Annotated in this window: 15 protein-coding genes; 6 read left to right on the forward strand and 9 right to left on the reverse strand. The window is 31.8% G+C overall.

Annotated elements, in window-relative coordinates; genetic code table 11:
• The first annotated feature begins 47 nt into the window (after window positions 1-47).
• Entirely contained in the window at window positions 48-233 is a 186-nt protein-coding gene (locus tag BMY33_RS22540) for a hypothetical protein (protein ID WP_027394018.1), read from the forward strand.
• Between the two features lie 68 nt (window positions 234-301).
• On the opposite strand, the gene BMY33_RS22545 is transcribed toward BMY33_RS22540, so the two are convergent.
• From BMY33_RS22545 to BMY33_RS22575, 7 genes are all read right to left on the reverse strand, one after another.
• Window positions 302-1,486, reverse strand: coding sequence for an acetate/propionate family kinase (locus BMY33_RS22545; RefSeq protein ID WP_091412743.1), 1,185 nt, complete (start codon window positions 1,484-1,486; stop codon window positions 302-304).
• Window positions 1,487-1,501: 15 nt separating this feature from the next.
• Window positions 1,502-3,595 carry a phosphate acetyltransferase gene (gene pta / locus BMY33_RS22550; RefSeq protein WP_091412745.1) on the reverse strand — a complete coding sequence of 698 codons (2,094 nt, stop codon included), beginning with the start codon at window positions 3,593-3,595 and terminating at the stop codon, window positions 1,502-1,504.
• A 167-nt stretch (window positions 3,596-3,762) separates the two neighbouring features.
• Window positions 3,763-4,863, reverse strand: a complete 1,101-nt coding sequence (locus tag BMY33_RS22555) for a DUF2911 domain-containing protein (protein ID WP_091412747.1) — start codon at window positions 4,861-4,863, stop codon at window positions 3,763-3,765.
• A 143-nt stretch (window positions 4,864-5,006) separates the two neighbouring features.
• Entirely contained in the window at window positions 5,007-6,209 is a 1,203-nt protein-coding gene (locus BMY33_RS22560; protein WP_091412749.1) for a peroxiredoxin family protein, read from the reverse strand.
• Window positions 6,210-6,326: 117 nt separating this feature from the next.
• Window positions 6,327-6,647: a hypothetical protein gene (locus tag BMY33_RS22565; protein WP_091412751.1), complete on the reverse strand. Its 321-nt coding sequence runs from the start codon at window positions 6,645-6,647 to the stop codon at window positions 6,327-6,329.
• A 287-nt stretch (window positions 6,648-6,934) separates the two neighbouring features.
• On the reverse strand, window positions 6,935-7,630 hold the full coding sequence (locus BMY33_RS22570; protein ID WP_091412753.1) for a hypothetical protein: 696 nt from the start codon (window positions 7,628-7,630) through the stop codon (window positions 6,935-6,937).
• 66 nt (window positions 7,631-7,696) lie between these two features.
• Window positions 7,697-7,900 carry a hypothetical protein gene (locus BMY33_RS22575; protein ID WP_091412755.1) on the reverse strand — a complete coding sequence of 68 codons (204 nt, stop codon included), beginning with the start codon at window positions 7,898-7,900 and terminating at the stop codon, window positions 7,697-7,699.
• Window positions 7,901-8,024: 124 nt separating this feature from the next.
• Between BMY33_RS22575 and pheT the strand changes: the two genes are divergently transcribed.
• From pheT to BMY33_RS22600, 5 genes are all read left to right on the forward strand, one after another.
• On the forward strand, window positions 8,025-10,451 hold the full coding sequence (gene pheT, locus BMY33_RS22580; protein WP_091412757.1) for a phenylalanine--tRNA ligase subunit beta: 2,427 nt from the start codon (window positions 8,025-8,027) through the stop codon (window positions 10,449-10,451).
• A gap of 189 nt (window positions 10,452-10,640) precedes the next feature.
• Window positions 10,641-12,449 carry a serine hydrolase gene (locus tag BMY33_RS22585; protein ID WP_091412759.1) on the forward strand — a complete coding sequence of 603 codons (1,809 nt, stop codon included), beginning with the start codon at window positions 10,641-10,643 and terminating at the stop codon, window positions 12,447-12,449.
• Window positions 12,450-12,493: 44 nt separating this feature from the next.
• On the forward strand, window positions 12,494-13,213 hold the full coding sequence (locus BMY33_RS22590) for a hypothetical protein (protein ID WP_091412762.1): 720 nt from the start codon (window positions 12,494-12,496) through the stop codon (window positions 13,211-13,213).
• Between the two features lie 10 nt (window positions 13,214-13,223).
• Window positions 13,224-13,451 (forward strand): putative signal transducing protein, encoded by a 228-nt coding sequence (locus BMY33_RS22595; protein WP_091412794.1) that lies wholly within the window; start codon window positions 13,224-13,226, stop codon window positions 13,449-13,451.
• 6 nt (window positions 13,452-13,457) lie between these two features.
• Window positions 13,458-13,664, forward strand: coding sequence for a hypothetical protein (locus BMY33_RS22600; RefSeq protein WP_091412763.1), 207 nt, complete (start codon window positions 13,458-13,460; stop codon window positions 13,662-13,664).
• On the opposite strand, the gene BMY33_RS22605 is transcribed toward BMY33_RS22600, so the two are convergent.
• Entirely contained in the window at window positions 13,661-15,220 is a 1,560-nt protein-coding gene (locus BMY33_RS22605; RefSeq protein ID WP_091412765.1) for a GMC oxidoreductase, read from the reverse strand. The genes BMY33_RS22600 and BMY33_RS22605 overlap by 4 nt on opposite strands.
• Window positions 15,217-17,070, reverse strand: coding sequence for a fatty acid desaturase (locus BMY33_RS22610; RefSeq protein ID WP_091412767.1), 1,854 nt, complete (start codon window positions 17,068-17,070; stop codon window positions 15,217-15,219). Before BMY33_RS22610 ends, BMY33_RS22605 begins: the two co-directional genes overlap by 4 nt.
• Between the last annotated feature and the right edge of the window lie 66 nt (window positions 17,071-17,136).

Here is a 17,136-nt window from a genome sequence, read left to right on the forward strand (position 1 = left end):
CATCAACTTGCTATATTGTAACTATAAATAACATAAATATTTACACAATGAAAAAAATCTTAAACCTTGAAGGAATTCAGAAACTAACAAAAAAAGATCAAGAACAAATAAAAGGTTCTTGGAGTAACTACGTTTATTGTGGGCCTCCTAGAAAATGTTGTCAAATGTTCAATGGTTTTGAGTTTTGCGACTTTGGTTATTGTCAGCCTAACGGAAGTTGTATTTGGGCATAACCAAAAAAACCAATGTTTTTAATACTTTAACGATTACCCGAACAGTTTTCGGGTAATCGTTTTTATTTTTATGAAATTAAATTAAAGGACTGTCTAGCTATCTCCAATTCTTCATTCGTTGGAATTACCAATATTTTAACCTTAGAAGAATCTTGACTTATGTCTCTTATCTCTTTTGATCTTATACTGTTTTTCTCTTGATTCAATTCAATTCCTAAAAACTCTAACTCCGAACAAACTAAGTTTCTGACTACATCAGAATTCTCTCCAATTCCTGCCGTAAAAACAATCGCATCAAGACCATTCATAGCCGCTACATAAGCTCCAATAAACTTTTTAATACGATATGCATTCATCTTTAAAGCTTCTTGACAACTAACATTCCCTTTTTCTGCTTCGGATTCTATATCTCGTAAATCACTAAACCCGGTCAACCCAAGCATTCCACTTTCTTTCTGCAGTAATGAATTAACTTCATCTAACGAATGTCCTAAAGAATTTACCATATAAAAAATAACCGCTGGATCTATATCTCCTGATCGAGTACCCATTATTAGTCCGTTCATGGGTGCAAATCCTAATGTATGATCAATGCTTTTTCCATCCTTTACGGCAGTCATACTACATCCGTTTCCTAAATGAATAGTGATAACCTTAGAGCTCTGTTTACCTAAGAAATCAATTGCTTTTTTAGAAACATATTTGTGACTAGTACCGTGAAATCCATAAACCCTTATATTATGGTCATCTAAAAAAGAGTTAGGGATCGCATATTTATATGCTTCTACCGGCATTGTTTGATGAAATGCAGTATCGAAAACTGCTATTTGCTTAGCTTGTTTAAAAATATCTTCTGAAACTAAGATTCCTTGCAAGTTAGCAGGGTTATGAAGAGGTGCCAATGCAGTGAGTTTTTCTATTTTTTGCTTTACTTCATTATCAATTAACACCGTTTCTGCATATGTGCTTCCTCCATGAACTACCCTATGCCCGACGATTTGTATTTCTGAAGCCGTAGTAATTACTCCAAGGTTTGGGTCTAACAAATAATCTGCAATTAACTGAAGTCCTATTTTATGGTTAGTAATAGAAACTTCTTTTTCGATATTATTGTTAGCTGTTTTATAATTTATTTTAGCATTTTCTAATCCAATACGTTCTACCAAGCCTGAGCATAAGACCTCAGCTGATGGCATATTGAATAATTGAAATTTAATTGATGAACTCCCTGAGTTTAATACTAATATCCGCATGTTATTATCTTACTTTTATAGTCCTTGTGCTTGAATTGCTGTAATAATCACTGTATTATAAACATCATCTACTGTACACCCTCTACTAAGATCATTAACTGGTTTATTTAAACCTTGAAGCATAGGACCTATTGCCAAAGCTCCGGTTTCTCGTTGTACTGCTTTATACGTATTATTTCCTGTATTAAGATCAGGAAATATCAAAACACTTGCTTGTCCTGCAACTTCAGAATTTGGAAGCTTACTTTGACCTACTCTCATATCTACTGCCGCATCATATTGAATAGGGCCTTCGATCTTAAGTTCTGGATGTTTCTCCTTTACAATTTTTGTAGCCTCCCTTACCGTTTCTACATCTTCTCCTTTTCCTGATGTTCCCGAGGAATAAGATAACATTGCTACTTTAGGCTCTATACCAAATGCAGCAGCGGATTTTGCAGAAGAAATTGCTATTTCTGCCAACTGTTCTGCGTTTGGATTTGGATTAATAGCACAATCACCAAATACTGAAACTCTATCGTCTAAACACATAAAAAAGACTGAGGACACAACCTTCACTCCTGGTTTAGTTTTGATAAATTGTAATGCTGGTCGTATAGTATGCTGGGTAGTATGTACAGCTCCAGAAACCATTCCATCTGCGTGACCTTTATAAATCATCATAGTCCCAAAATATGACACATCTGCCATCATATCTTTTGCCATATCTAAATTCACATTTTTATGCTTTCGTAACTCATAGAATGTTTGTACATAATCCTCAAAATGGGGTGAATTTATTGGTGAAATAATTTTAACCTTACTAAAATTAATAGGTATATCTAATTTTACCGCTTTACTCTTAATTTTCTTTTCATCACCAATTAAAGTAATATCAACAACGTTTGACGCTTGTAATCTAAAAGTTGCTCTCAAAATTCTTTCGTCAGAACCTTCAGGCAAAACAATATGCTTCTTATTTTTTAATGCTCGTTTCAACAAGTTATACTGAAACATACTTGGAGTCAAACTATCTGACTTAAATGTAATCAATGGATCGACCAAACGATCTTCGTCCACGTATTGTTCAAACGTACTAATAGAAGTATTTATCTTTTGTAAATTATCTGCATGTATTTTCGATCTAATAGCACCTATTCTATTAGTTATAGAAAAAGTTCCTTGCGATACCGATATAATAGGCACTGATAAAGAAACACCTTCTATTAATTTAAGAATTGATTCTTCAGGAATTATACCTCCAGTTAGAATGATCCCAGAAATTTTGGGGTAATTATCTGAAATATTAGCTTGTAAAACCCCTAAAATAATATCTGCCCGATCTCCGGGAGTAATTACTAAACTATTATCCTTGAGATGTGTAAGATAATTTCGTAATTGCATAGCACCTACTCCAAAACTACCTGCTTGATTATTTAAAAATTCCTTTCCAAAAAGGACATTCCCATCTAATTCATTTACAATTTCTCTTATTGTTGGGTTAATTAAGGAACCAATTTTAGGAATGATAATTTTCTCTACTGCTGAGCCAAAATCATCATCTAATTTTGCTCTCAATTCTTTTTCATAACCATTAACTACTTTATTAGCAACAATTGCTAATACTTCTGCATCCTTACTGGTAAAAGTATCATATGCCAGCTTAAGATTTCCTGTTATTTCTTCCTTAGTTTTATCAACTCCACTAGCCACAATAATCGAAGGAATTCCTAGGTTCTTTGCTATAATTACATTTATATCAAATTCAATAATAGAACCTTCATCTGAAAAATCAGTTCCTTCTACAAGAATGAAATCAAATTTTTCTTCGAGATTTTTATATTTTTGGATAATACCATCTATAATTGCTCCTGATCTTCCTTGGTTATATTTTTGAAGAACTTCACTTCTCGTAAAGGCATATGTATTTTTATAATTAATGTCTAATTCGAAATGTGATATTACGGTATTAATATGATTATCTATCTCTCCTTCCTTTGGATCATCTATAATTGGCCTAAAATATCCTACTCTTGCTACTTTACCCAGTAACATTCTCATTAACCCTAAAACAACAATTGATTTACCACTATTCGGTTCGATAGTAGCGATATAAACAGCTTTACTCATGTATATAAATTTGGTAGTACAAAGATATGGTAATAATATAATGTAATATAGCAAGAAATAGCCTATCGATTACGCTTCAAAAACATTAACTTTTTTTCTTTATAATCAACAAAAAAAGGATTAGAAAAATTCTAATCCTTTGATTGATTGTATATATTTTTGAGGTATTAATTTATATCCTCTCCTTTTTTTAATTTTTCCAATTCACCAGACAATCGATCTTTGAACCTTTCAGGAGCTTTACTCATACAAACATTCATTGATTTAATTGCATTTTTATAATCGCCAGTTGCAGAGTATGCTTTTGCTAATCCATAATTAGATGGCCAAGCTCCATTATTATTTTTTACGTTACTTTTTAAAACCTCTAAAGCCTTATCTTTTTGTCCTTGACCTATTAGACCATTACCCAATTGAAATACCTGAGAAGCATTTCCTTTTGTAGCTGCTTTATCTACTATTGCCATTGCCTCCTCCGTCTTACCTTGTTTTGCTAAAATCCTAGATTTAAGAGAAAGGTTACCAAAAGTTTCTTTACTAAAAAAGTTACCACTTATAGAAGCGTTCACCCATTTTAATGCCTGATCTAAATCACCAGAATTAAATGCAAAATTTGCTGCATTATCCCAATTCGATTGTGTGAATCCTGCATTACTTCTCAAATCATCTTTAATCCCATCCATTACAATATTAGTTACATCTACTTCTATCTTAAATGGAATTTCTTTCTTTTCCCAACGCAACGCTGCAATTGTACTAGTAGCATCAAAAGAAGGGAATAAAAATAATAATGTTTCCGTATGTGCTACTTCTTTCGTTTGCACATCTACCCGTAAAGCATCTTCTTTCTCATCATAAAAATAACTCCCCCAAGATGTGGCATTCTTAGAAAATATTACGGTAGCTCCTCCGCCTTCCTTTAAAGCTATATGTAATCCATACAGTCCGGCTTTGATTGCTTTCCCTTCTACTTTTACATCATGCGAAAATGTTACAGTTGTATTCTGATTAGCTCCTGCTCTCCAAGGTGCTGCAGTAGATGTTCCAAATCCTAAGTTATTATACCCAAAAGGAACGAGTTTGCCCCACACCTCACGGTCTTTTACACTTGGCCTACCATAATCGATAGTAATATCTGTTATACCAACTGTCTGCGAAACTTGGGCTCTTTGACTAGCTTCGGGAGTTTTAAGTTGAGCATTTATCTGAATTGATACTAACATTATGGCACTTATAAAAACTGCCTTTATGAGTTTAGTTTGTTTCATGACTCGAATTGTTTGAATTATTTTATTGAATTCTGTATGAAAGAAAAGTCATACACTTCAAACAATAATAAGATGATATTCTTAATCAAGATGTTACCGTAGTGTTAAACTAACGATACAAGTCCTAATAATTGTTAAATCAATTATTCTTTTAACAGCTGATTAACAAAACCTTCAAACTCATTCTTATAATCAATATATTTTTGACCAGTGGCAGGGCCGTTAAATCCAGTATGGATTTTACGTATTTCTCCTTTTTTGTCAACAAAAATTGTAGTAGGATATGACAAAATATGATTTAGCATTGGTAACTTTTCCTGAGCCTTTTCTTTATCAGATGTTCCATATTGAGCTAAAAGAATTGGGTATTCCACTTTTAATTTTGATCGAAGCCTTTCTATAGATTTAAATGCTTTTTCTGAAGTTTTAGCATACTCAAATGCCAATGCTACAAATGCTATATCTTTATCCTTATTTTTATTATAATAATCTACATAGTATTTGGTTTCATCCATACAATTAGGACACCAAGTTCCCATGATTTGTACCATCGTTACTTTTCCTTTAAAACGTTCATCATTTAAGGAAACTTGATTTCCTTTAGCGTCTGGAAAACTAAACTCTAGTTTATCATATCCTTCTTTGATAAAAGTTAAAGAATCTGCAGAAGGTAATTCATACTGTTCATTACGTTTCGCTATAAAAGGTTCTTTCCAATGATTACCAGAATAAAAATTTCCATTCATTGTACTATCGGTTACTTCGGCAGTAAAGAGAAAAGCATGAGCGCCATCGAACGCAGACAACTCTAGTTTGTTATCATTAAGAACTCCTTCTAAAAATCGATAATCTCCTGTAGTCGTTCTAAAAGTTCCGGTTACTATATTCCCATTTTGTTTAAAAATACCTTTAGCAATATATCTGTCTTCTGGAGTGTCTGGGCTAAAAACGGATTCCCAATTACCTTTTATGTCAGCAGTTGGTTTTGAAATAACTTCAAACCTATCTTTTACGCCAAACGTACCATTAAAAGGAACAACTCTATCCAAACTCTCCTTTATAAAACTTCCTGAAATAGTTGTAGAATCCTGGAATTTCGCAGCTATATACCCCTCAAAAACAGGGAATTTAATAAATATAGAATCTCCTTTAATACTTACTTCATCTACATCTATTACTTCCTCTGCATTAAAAATCTTCAATGTTTGATCATCAAAGACTTCAAATAGAAAAGGCAACTCTTTATTATCCTGTACAGTTAAAGAAGCTTTCCAAAGGCCACTTTTGAGAAACATTTCTCTTGACTCAACTTCTTTTTTACAAGAAGTAAAGCTTATTAAAAACATTAAAAAAAATAATTTACTTATATTTTTAAGAAAATTGAATCTTATCATTTACTTGGATAATTAAAAAATTATTGTAGAGTATTTGGTTATTTATTGAAAAAATAAAATGAAGAGTATCTATAAACTATCAGGGTCTTTTTTATCGTATACTTTAATATTTTCTTTTTCCCTTTTTTTAGACAAAGACTTTTCTTTCAATTCTTTATTTTTTTTCAAGCGCTTTTTATGAGATATTTGTAAATCTTGTTCTTCTTTAGCACTCAATTTAGTTGATTTACTTCTTTTCTTAGTATTCAAACTCTTTTTATCAGCTTTTTTGGCTTTCACCAATGTATTTTGGGATTTTTCTATTTCTGGGACTTTTTCATCAACATGTTGTGCAGATAAAGCAAAACAATTAATAAAAAGAAAAATAACAAGTAGGGTTTTCATATTCATAGGGGCATTATTTTAATAAAACTAATATTCAAAAATAAGCAATCTAAATCTAATAGCTATTTAAAGAAAATATCAGAGTATTCTCTAGTTAACAAATAACCTTCTAAACTAAAATATTTTTGTTCCAGATACTCCAAAAACCTTGTTTGTTAACTTTGTCAAAGTAAAAGCATTAGTAATGAGAAATTTATATAAATTACTTAAAATCTTGTAATCTAAAAGAGTATATTGAAAAAACCTCCTTTTTACTAAAACAAAAAGAAGGCTTTAAAAAATTTGAGCAATATTTATTGCTTCTCCTGATATATTTTATTCAGTTTATCTTTTTCTTCTTTTACTTTTTTCTTACCATTTTCTAAGGATTCTTCAAGTGCTTTTAATTTTTTTTCAGCTTTAGCAATCTTACTTTCCTTATCAGCAATTTCTTCTGGTGTCATTGCATCCTCACCTTCTTTAGCTTTAGCTTTTTCTAATCGCTCTCGAGCAGCTTCAATTTTAGATCGTCCTTTTTTTAACCGTTCCTCATCTTTATTTAAGCTTTCTTCACTCTTTGCCGCCATTAGTTTAGCATCTGCGGCTCTTGACTGCCCATATGCCTTACCAGTAAGTCCATCCTTATTTTTACCATATGCATTTCCTTTGAGTTCTTTATCGGCTTTTTTCTCTGCTTTTCTTGCTTCCTTCTCAGCCATCTTTTCGGCTTTCTTAGCCTCGCCTTTTAACTTACTACCTTCTTCTTTAACATCTTCCAACCTGTTTTCTACTGCATCTTCAGATTCCTTTATTTTATCCTTTCCCTTTTGTTTTTCCTTATCGAGTTTCCCTTTAGCGTTTTCCTTAATCTCCTTCATTTTCTCTTGTCCCTTAACTTTTTTCTTAGCTACTTTCTCTTTAGCTTCTTTAGATTTTCCTTGGGACAACGCTTTATGATTACCACAAATAGAAATCAACATCAACAACATAATAATTCTTACTAATTTCATTTTCAAATATTTTTTAGTTAGTCCTTTGAAAGTTTGGGTATGAATAATTTAAAATAGACAAAAGGTTTATATACTGTCTAAATCTTTTAATGAGTCCTCCAGTTCGTCAGCTTTTTTTGTTACTTCTTCTGTAACATTTTCTAACTCTGACTCAACCGCTTCAATTTTCTCGACTGCAGCTTTTGTTTCTTCTTCTTCCTTTTTTTTATCTGTACAAGAAATTACTCCAACAAACAATAATAAAGTAAGAAGTTTAAAGATATTTTTCATATAACAAGGGTTAAATTAATATTGTTCTAAATATACTTAATTTCCTTAAATATAACCCAAAGTTCTTGTTTGTTAGCTTTACCCAAAGTATTATCTTTACCGGCTAATTACAGAATCATCATTAATGAAAATTTCATATAACTGGCTCAAGCAATTTATTAAGCTTGATTGGGATGCAGAAAAAGCTGGGGAGTTACTAACTGACTTGGGGCTTGAAGTAGAAGGAATCGAAACCTATCAAAGTGTACAAGGTGGCTTAAACGGAGTTATTGTTGGACAAGTTATTAGTTGTTCGCAACACTCTAATGCTGATAAATTAAAAGTAACCAAAGTAGACTTAGGTACTGGAGAACCTGTGCAAATTGTATGTGGTGCTCCCAACGTAGCAGAAGGTCAGAAAGTTCCTGTGGCAACCATTGGAACAAAACTATATGATGCGGAAGGCAAAGAATGGACCATAAAAAAGGGTAAAATTCGAGGAGAAGAAAGCCATGGAATGATATGTGCTGAAGATGAATTAGGACTAGGGAAAGGACATGATGGTATTATGGTTCTTGATAAAGATATTCCCGTTGGAACATCAGCTGCTGATATTTTTGATATTGAAAACGATACTGTATTCGAAATTGGTTTAACTCCAAATCGTGCGGATGCAATGAGCCATTGGGGTGCTGCTCGAGATCTAAAAGCAGGTTTACAACAAAAAGATCTTAATTTAGAACTGATCACACCATCTGTTAGTAATTTTAAAATAGAAAACAGATTACATAAATTTGATATCGATGTGAAAAATCCTGAATTAGCACCAAGATATTGTGGTGTTTCTATTTCTGGATTAAAAGTAGGAGAATCTCCTTCTTGGTTACAACATCGATTAAAGGCTATTGGTCTTACTCCAAAAAACAATGTCGTTGATGTTACTAATTACGTATTACATGAGTTAGGACAACCTTTACACGCTTTTGACGCCAATTACATAGAAGGAAATAAGATAGAAGTTAAGACTCTTAAAGCTGGAACAAAGTTCACCACATTAGATGAGGTAGAAAGAGAGCTTCATTCAGAGGATTTAATGATTTGTGATGCAGAAAAACCGCTTTGTATTGCTGGAGTTTTTGGTGGAATTAATTCTGGAGTAACTGAAAAAACGACTTCGATTTTCTTAGAAAGTGCTTATTTTAATCCGGTAAGTATTCGTAAGACCGCTAAACGTCATGGATTGAATACAGATGCATCTTTTAGATTCGAAAGAGGTATTGATCCCAATATTACAGAATATGCCTTAAAAAGAGCAGCATTACTTATACAAGAATTAGCTGGTGGAGATATTACTAGTGAAATTACAGATCTATACCCAAAGAAAACGGAAGACTTTCAGGTGTTTTTATCTTTTGAAAACACGGCAAAACTTATTGGAGAAGAACTTCCTCAAGAAACCATTAAGGATATCCTAAGCTCTTTAGAAATAAAAGTCAATAATATTACAGAAAGTGGTCTTGGACTTACAATACCAGCATATCGAAATGATGTTCAAAGAGAAGCAGATGTAATTGAAGAAATTCTAAGAGTTTATGGTTACAACAATATTAAGTTTACGCAAAAGCTCAATGCATCTATTTCTAACATTGATAAATTTTCTGATTATAATATCCAGAATACAATTTCTAATCAATTAGTAGGTCAAGGATTTAATGAGATGTTGGCAAACTCTCTCACGGCTCCTGAATATATTTCTTTATCCGAACAATTAAATTCGGATAACAATGTAGAGATGCTTAATCCATTAAGTAATGATTTAGCTGTTCTACGCCAATCTTTACTATTTTCTGGATTAGAAGCAGTTTCTCACAACATTAATAGAAAACGTTCTGATCTTAAGTTTTTTGAGTTTGGTAAGACCTATCATAATTACGAAAGCGGAAGAATTGAAAATAAACATCTTAGTCTTCTAATTACAGGAAACAAAACAAAAGAAAGCTGGAAAATAGGACAAGAAAAAAGTGACTTCTTTTATCTAAAAGGAATTATTGAAGCTATCTTAGATCGTTTAGGAATTAAAACTTCTAAAACTTCACCTGCTAAAAATGACGTTTTTTCTGAAGGAGTATCTTATAGTTTAGGAAAATCAAAATTAGTAGAATTTGGAATTGTAAAGAAATCCGTTTTAAAACATTTCTCAATTTCTCAGGAAGTATTATTTGCAGATTTTAACTGGGATACAATATTGGAGTTTGCTAGAAGAAGTAAAATTAAATTTAGTGATATTCCTAAGTTCCCAGAAGTTAAAAGAGATTTTGCGCTTTTATTAGATAACTCTGTTACTTTTGAAGAAATCCATACGATCGCTAAACAAACAGAAAAGCAACTGTTAAAAAATATCAATTTATTTGATGTATACGAAGGAAAGAATTTACCAAATGGTAAAAAATCATATGCTGTAAGTTTCACGTTGCAAGATGAACACAAAACGTTAACGGATAAACAAATTGATAAAATTATGAATAAGCTTCAACATAATTTTGAAAACAAATTAGGAGCAGAATTACGATAAAAAATTAATTGTTAAACTAATTATTTTTACAATGCCTTTAAGTTTCTTAAAGGCATTTCTTATTTAATAAAACAATATCTTTAACCTTAAACCCCAATAAAAACAGCAAATGACAGATAGGTGACACCTAAATGGCGTAATAAATACCAATCCCAATTAATAGTTTTGTCTTGTACAAAAAACATAATCATGGAAAATCAATCTATTTCTAAAAATTTACTATACCAACGTAAATTAAAAGGCTACACACAGGAAGAGCTATCTGATAGAACGACTGTCGGAATAAGAACTATTCAACGTATTGAAAAAGGAGAAGTAACCCCGCATTTACAAACTATAAAACTATTAGCAACAGCTTTAGAAATTAAAGTAGAAGATCTTCTACCTATAGAAAATCCAAAAGAAGAAGCTATACAACAAAAATGGTTGTTACTATTACACGCTACACCTTTCTTAGGACTAATGATTCCAATATGTAATATTCTGCTACCTGTTTTTCTATGGATTCATAAAAGAGAAGACAATAAAATCTACGATGTACACGGGAGAGCAGTTATAAACTTCCAGATAACAATGACAATATTATTCCTATTATCGTTTATAAGTTTAGTAACAATCAAAGGTATCGGTTTCTTTCTATTTATTGCCGTTATTCCTTTTTGCTTTATCGTTATGATTATAAACATTGTTTCTGTTTTAAATTCCCAAAAATTCTACTACCCTTTATCAATACCTTTTTTAAAGAAAAACAAATCGATAAAAAACATTAATTTTTTAATCATTCTGATTTCAATTGGATTTATTGGCTGTACTGATACTAAATCAAAACAAATTGTTAGACTTGATCAATCAATAATTACCAAAGATTCCTTAACCTCTAAAGTAAACCAATTAGTGAGTGATGCTAATGTACATGGCATTGCTATAACTCTTTTTGATGAGAATCAAATTACATATCAAAAAACTTTTGGATATAAGAATTATGAACATAAAAAGCAGTTAACCGATTCTACTAATATGTATGGAGCATCTTTTAGCAAAGCTGTTTTTGGAGTACTAATAATGAAACTCGTGGAAGAAAATGTGATTGACTTAGATACTCCTTTAGAATCTTACCTCCCTAAAAAAGTATACGAATACGAACCAATGACTAGATGGCATGATGACTTTTCTTCTTTAAAGAATGATTCTCTATATCATAAAATTACAGCAAGGATGTGTTTGGCGCATACAACAGGATTTCATAATTACAGATGGTTCGAACCTGATCACAAATTAAGGGTACATTTCGAACCTGGCAGCAAATACAGTTACTCTGGAGAGGGTTTTATCTACCTACAAGTTGTAATAGAGAAGTTACTCGGAAAAGGACTGGAAGAGATAGCACAAGAGAAGATTTTCAAACCTTTAAAAATGAATAACTCTAGCTATCAATGGAATAAAAAATTCGAAAATGACTTTGCGCATGGACATTCTAAAGAAGGAAAATTATTCAAAAAAGATAAAGATAATGAACCAAGAGGTGGAGGAACACTAGAAACTACCACTGAAGATTATAGTAAATTCTTGGAAGCTGTATTACAAAACAAAATTATTACAAAAAGTTCATGGGATGAAATGTTCAAGTCGCAAATAAGAATTCGAACATTAGCCCAGTTTGGCCCACTATCCCATAAAAAGAGTGATATTAATGATGCCATTCAATTAGGTTATGGATTAGGCTGGGGAGTTTTAAAATCTCCATATGGTATAGGCGCTTTTAAGGAAGGACATGGTGATGGTTTTCAACATTATTCTATATTATTTCCAAAAGCTAAAAAAGGAATCATGATAATGACCAATAGTGCTAATGGAGAAAGTATTTTTAAAGAACTACTAGAAGTTGCATTAGGAGACATATACACACCTTGGAAATGGCAAAATTATGTTCCCTACAACCATAAAAAAGTATCTCAGAAAACTAATTCAACATTTGTTAAAAACAATGAAATCTTGTAATCCATATCGTAAATGGTTAATTTAGTGGAGCTAAAGAAAAAGACATGCTATTTCCAAAAACCAATATCGAAAAAAAGTTAACTCAACATAGGAACAAGCAGTTTAATCCCTCTAATTGGGAAAAACAAGTTGAGTCTATTTTTGAACGAGAAGAGAAAAAAGATCATCGAATTCTTAAAACCCTAGAAAACGGAACTACTTCTGAAATAAATACTTTTAATTTTGATCAATTAGAAAGTTCTAATATTTATCATATTGACCAAATTAAAAAGATTTGTATTGATTATCGTTTACGTTTTTTAGATTCTAAATACTTTAAAGGCGAACTTCCTCGTGAGGCTGTTCTACAAATTAAAGAACTAGAAAAAACTCATAAAATAGAAATGAAGGGATTTAAGATCATAGCACCTTCTAAATTGTTTAAACTAGCTAATGCTGATGATCCATTACTTTTTGCGCCAATGGGTAATGATTATTACTACCTCATTCATAAATGGGGCGATGATCTTCACCCATTTCGTAAAATAATGATGTGGTTTTTTAAGAGTTTTGAAAACTTATTAATTCTTACCTTTTTAGTAAGTCTTTTAGTTACCTTTATGGTCCCACAAGGTTTGTTTAGCAAAGAAAGTAATACTTCAGAATTTATCATGATATTCTTTTTTATGTTTAAATCTGTTGCAGCGGTAGTTTTATTTTATGGATTCGCGTTAGGCAAGAATTTTAATACTGCAATTTGGGATAGTAAATATTTTAATGCATAAAAAAACACATATGTTTCCAGAAAGTGAATATGAAAGAGTATACACGGGAAGTCTAATTAATATACAATTTCTTCAAAATATACTGCAGGATAGCGGTATAAATTCAATAACTAGAGATGACATGAAATCAGGTATGGCAGCTGGTTTTGGCGGTGGAATTCCGCATCACATTCAGCTCTTTGTAAAAAAGACAGACGTAGAAGAAGCTATTCCTATTATAGAAAAAAGTTTATCTTAGAGTATTATGAGTCAAGAAAACAACAACCCAAGGAAAAACTGGGATTTTATGATCGGGATAGCACTAGTCCTATTCGGAAGTTTCAGGTTATACCAACGTACAAGAATTGATTTCGAATGGGATTATAAAATTTTCCTTACTATTTCATTTATAGTATATGGTGGTTTTTTGGTTTACAGACATCTTCAAAACAAAGATATTAACGAAGATTAATTTTCTTTTTTCGGAATTTTACTCATTGCTCGCTCGGTTATTGCTGTAATAGATAAAGAAGGATTTACTCCTGGATTAGCAGAAATCATAGATCCATCACATATATACATATTCTCATATCCAAATACCTTATTATTTTTATCAATTACTCCATCTTTTGTACTAGAAGCCATAACCGCTCCTCCTAGTATATGAGCTGTAGACGGTATTCCTGCTAATGGTTCTAATCCAAAAACAGTTTCTTTACCTTCTGTTAGTTCAGAATATTTTTTTGCTAAATTAAGAGATTGTGGTATAAAAGCACTAGGTTTTTTACCTTCTGCAATACTAGTATTCATAAGCCCTAAAGAGTTTCTTTTAAATTTTAGGGTACTATCTAGTGTTTGCATAAACAAAAGAATAGCTGTACTCTTACTCCAATCCTTAGCCGTATATAATTTAAGATAAGATATTGGGTGGCTTATAAAACTTGTGATCATTTTCGTAACACGTACAACCGTATTCTTACCATGGGTTAAAGGCAAATGTGACAAACGCCAAAACCCAGAACCTTTAGCATACCTAACAATTTCTAAATGACTGTTTTTATCAGTATTTAAGATTGATCCAATAGCTACTCCTTTTGACATATCTTTTTTACCATTTAAATTGGTTACACTGATCAAACTTTCGTTATTTGTTCTTATGTCTGATCCTAAATTGCTTGAAAGCTTTGGTAAAGATTTCTTCTTTAACTTTAACAATAATTTTACAGTTCCTAAAACTCCTCCGGAAAAAATAATGCCTTTTGACTTTACTCCTTTCTTAATCTTCAATAGTTTGGTAGAAGATTTAAATTTCACTGTATATCCATCTGAAGAAGGAAGTACATCAAAGACTTCATGCTCTGCTAGAACAGTAGCGCCTAATTGTTGTGCTAGATATAAATAATTCTTGTCTAAGGTGTTTTTTGCCCCAATTCTACAACCAGTCATACAGCCACCACAAAAATTACAACCTGTTCGATCAGGACCTTTTCCACCAAAATATGGGTCAGATACTTTTTTATTAGGAGTACCAAAAAAAACAGCAACATCTGTTTTAGAAAAACCTTCTTTAATATTCATCTTATCGGCTAACTCTTCTAGTGCTTTATCCCCATCAAACAAATATGGATTCTTCTGAGCGCCTAACATTCTTAATGCCGTTTTATAAAAAGGTTCTAATTCTGATTGCCAATCCGCCAATTGCTTCCAACTTCCTGATGTAAAAAAGTCTTTTTTTGGAACAGGCAACGTATTTGCATAGACCAATGAACCTCCACCTACTCCAGTACCAGAAATAACCACTACATGTTTAAAAAAAGACATCTTCATGATCCCAAACCACCGAAAAAAAGGAACCCACAACCATTTTCTAAGATTCCAGTTTGATTTTGGGAAGTCTTTAGCTTTATACCACTTTCCTTTTTCGATAACCAAAACTTTATATCCTTTTTCTGAAAGACGCAATGCACTTACAGATCCTCCAAAACCGCTACCTACGATAACATAATCATATTCTTCTTCAATATTCATACTTTTAATGTTATATCGGTTTTTGGAGTACACATACAGGTAAGTATATATCCTTGATTCATTTCATTTTTTAGGAGAACTACATCTTCTTTATCATTCCAATTTACATCACCTTTTAACAATAAAGTTTTACAGGTACCACAATCTCCCATTTTACATGCATGTGGCAATATGTTTTTAGCATTTATTGAAGCTTCTAATATAGTCTCTGAGCGATCCGAAGTAAAAGAAAATTGATCACTACCCATTTCTACATTTACCTGATATTTAATCCCGGAGAGGTTATTAAAGCCCTGAGAAAACTCTTCTGTTCTAATTAAACTATCCTGAACACCAAGTTTACGCAAAGCTACCTTAGAAGCCTCCATCATAGGAGATGGACCACAGATATAAAAATATGAATCTTTCAATACCTTTGATAAATGTTCATATTGCAAATCAGCTTTTAACATTTCGAAACTCAACAATAATTCAAAACGTTTTGGAAAATTCTTGGAGAGTTCTCTTAATTCTTGGTAGAAAATTACCTCCTCCTCATTTCTACATCCATAAAGCAATGTAACTTTCTCTTTTGATGCTCTTAATATAAATTTGATCATAGATAAAACAGGAGTAATTCCGCTACCTCCTGCTATAAAAACAGATGATTTATTTATCTCCTTAGGCAATAAAAATTTACCAAAAGGGCCAGAAACTCTAAGTTTATTCCCTACTTTAATACTATTTACAAGATGATTGGAAAGTTTCCCTCCAGAAACTCTTTTTATAACTACAGCAAGTTTACCTGTAAAAGGATCTTCGCAAATAGAATAACATCTACTTATTAAATTGCCGTCTACTAGATCAGAAATAACTACATATTGTCCTGCATCAAATAGAAAAGGGATTTCATCCAAATTTTTAAAAACAAGCTTAACAGCATCTACTGTTTCATTAAGTACATCTTCTATTTCTAAAACATAATTCCACTTTTTTCCTGATTTAATATCCGAATATGTATTTTGTTTACTTAACAATTTTAAATCTTGATCCCTATATCCTTCTATGACGGATCCCTTCTCAAAAAGCTCCGGTTCCATATCCAGAAAACAACTTCGGTATTTATAAAAAGGAACTCTAGGGTGTAAATGATGTATAAGATGATAGCTTTGATATAGTGACAAAAACTCTAATCCTGGAATCGTAATGATCCGAGTATTATGATACTTACTTAAATTATTATGAGGGTAATGTGGCAACCAATCAAAAGAAAATGCTAATATCGGTGCAGCAATAAGTGCTGATAAAATAAAAACAAAAAATAATGCACTCCCATACCCTAATAAAATTGTAGTACTTAAAACTGCAATTAGAAAAAATGAAAATGCAACAGATTGCCCTCTAATGTTACGCATCGCTTTATTCTTTCTACTCTGCTTGCCTAAAGCTAATTCGAAATAATAACCAATTAATGTTAAACAGCGAAAGAAAATAGATAAAGGGTTACTGCCATTTACGTAATGATCTGGATCATTTACTGGATCATTTGTATGTGCGTGATGTCTAAGATGAATTACTACAAATGCCGAAAAAGGGAACAACAAAAAGAAACTAGACATCCAACCTAGTACTTTTTCTAATCTCACAAAAGATTGAACTCCTCCAGAAATATTACCATGACTTGCCTCATGAGCTATTGTAAACATTCCATATGCTATTCCTGCTCCAATAACAGATGTCCAGATTGGTGAAAGACCAAATACATAAAAAATCCAAAGGAAAATATATCCTACACATAAAATGGAAAACAAAATTATAGTTGGCCATGCTACTTTTCCAGAATATTTTTGCCAAACTGCTTGATTTTTCACAGGTCAAATGGTTATGTTTGAAAAAGATATTTATTTTTTCGAACTATTTAATCAAATATAGTTCGA

Source organism: Aquimarina amphilecti (assembly GCF_900109375.1).
GTDB lineage: Bacteria > Bacteroidota > Bacteroidia > Flavobacteriales > Flavobacteriaceae > Aquimarina > Aquimarina amphilecti.

What these genes read in the sequence shown, in the direction of transcription:
- BMY33_RS22605 (WP_091412765.1), bottom strand. Translation starts at nt 15,220, where the DNA reads ATGAATATTGAAGAAGAATATGATTATGTTATCGTAGGTAGCGGTTTT.
- BMY33_RS22555 (WP_091412747.1), bottom strand. Translation starts at nt 4,863, where the DNA reads ATGAAACAAACTAAACTCATAAAGGCAGTTTTTATAAGTGCCATAATG.
- BMY33_RS22575 (WP_091412755.1), bottom strand. Translation starts at nt 7,900, where the DNA reads ATGAAAAATATCTTTAAACTTCTTACTTTATTATTGTTTGTTGGAGTA.
- pheT (WP_091412757.1), top strand. Translation starts at nt 8,025, where the DNA reads ATGAAAATTTCATATAACTGGCTCAAGCAATTTATTAAGCTTGATTGG.
- BMY33_RS22570 (WP_091412753.1), bottom strand. Translation starts at nt 7,630, where the DNA reads ATGAAATTAGTAAGAATTATTATGTTGTTGATGTTGATTTCTATTTGT.
- BMY33_RS22595 (WP_091412794.1), top strand. Translation starts at nt 13,224, where the DNA reads ATGTTTCCAGAAAGTGAATATGAAAGAGTATACACGGGAAGTCTAATT.
- BMY33_RS22585 (WP_091412759.1), top strand. Translation starts at nt 10,641, where the DNA reads ATGGAAAATCAATCTATTTCTAAAAATTTACTATACCAACGTAAATTA.
- pta (WP_091412745.1), bottom strand. Translation starts at nt 3,595, where the DNA reads ATGAGTAAAGCTGTTTATATCGCTACTATCGAACCGAATAGTGGTAAA.
- BMY33_RS22590 (WP_091412762.1), top strand. Translation starts at nt 12,494, where the DNA reads ATGCTATTTCCAAAAACCAATATCGAAAAAAAGTTAACTCAACATAGG.
- BMY33_RS22565 (WP_091412751.1), bottom strand. Translation starts at nt 6,647, where the DNA reads ATGAATATGAAAACCCTACTTGTTATTTTTCTTTTTATTAATTGTTTT.
- BMY33_RS22560 (WP_091412749.1), bottom strand. Translation starts at nt 6,209, where the DNA reads ATGTTTTTAATAAGCTTTACTTCTTGTAAAAAAGAAGTTGAGTCAAGA.
- BMY33_RS22545 (WP_091412743.1), bottom strand. Translation starts at nt 1,486, where the DNA reads ATGCGGATATTAGTATTAAACTCAGGGAGTTCATCAATTAAATTTCAA.
- BMY33_RS22600 (WP_091412763.1), top strand. Translation starts at nt 13,458, where the DNA reads ATGAGTCAAGAAAACAACAACCCAAGGAAAAACTGGGATTTTATGATC.
- BMY33_RS22540 (WP_027394018.1), top strand. Translation starts at nt 48, where the DNA reads ATGAAAAAAATCTTAAACCTTGAAGGAATTCAGAAACTAACAAAAAAA.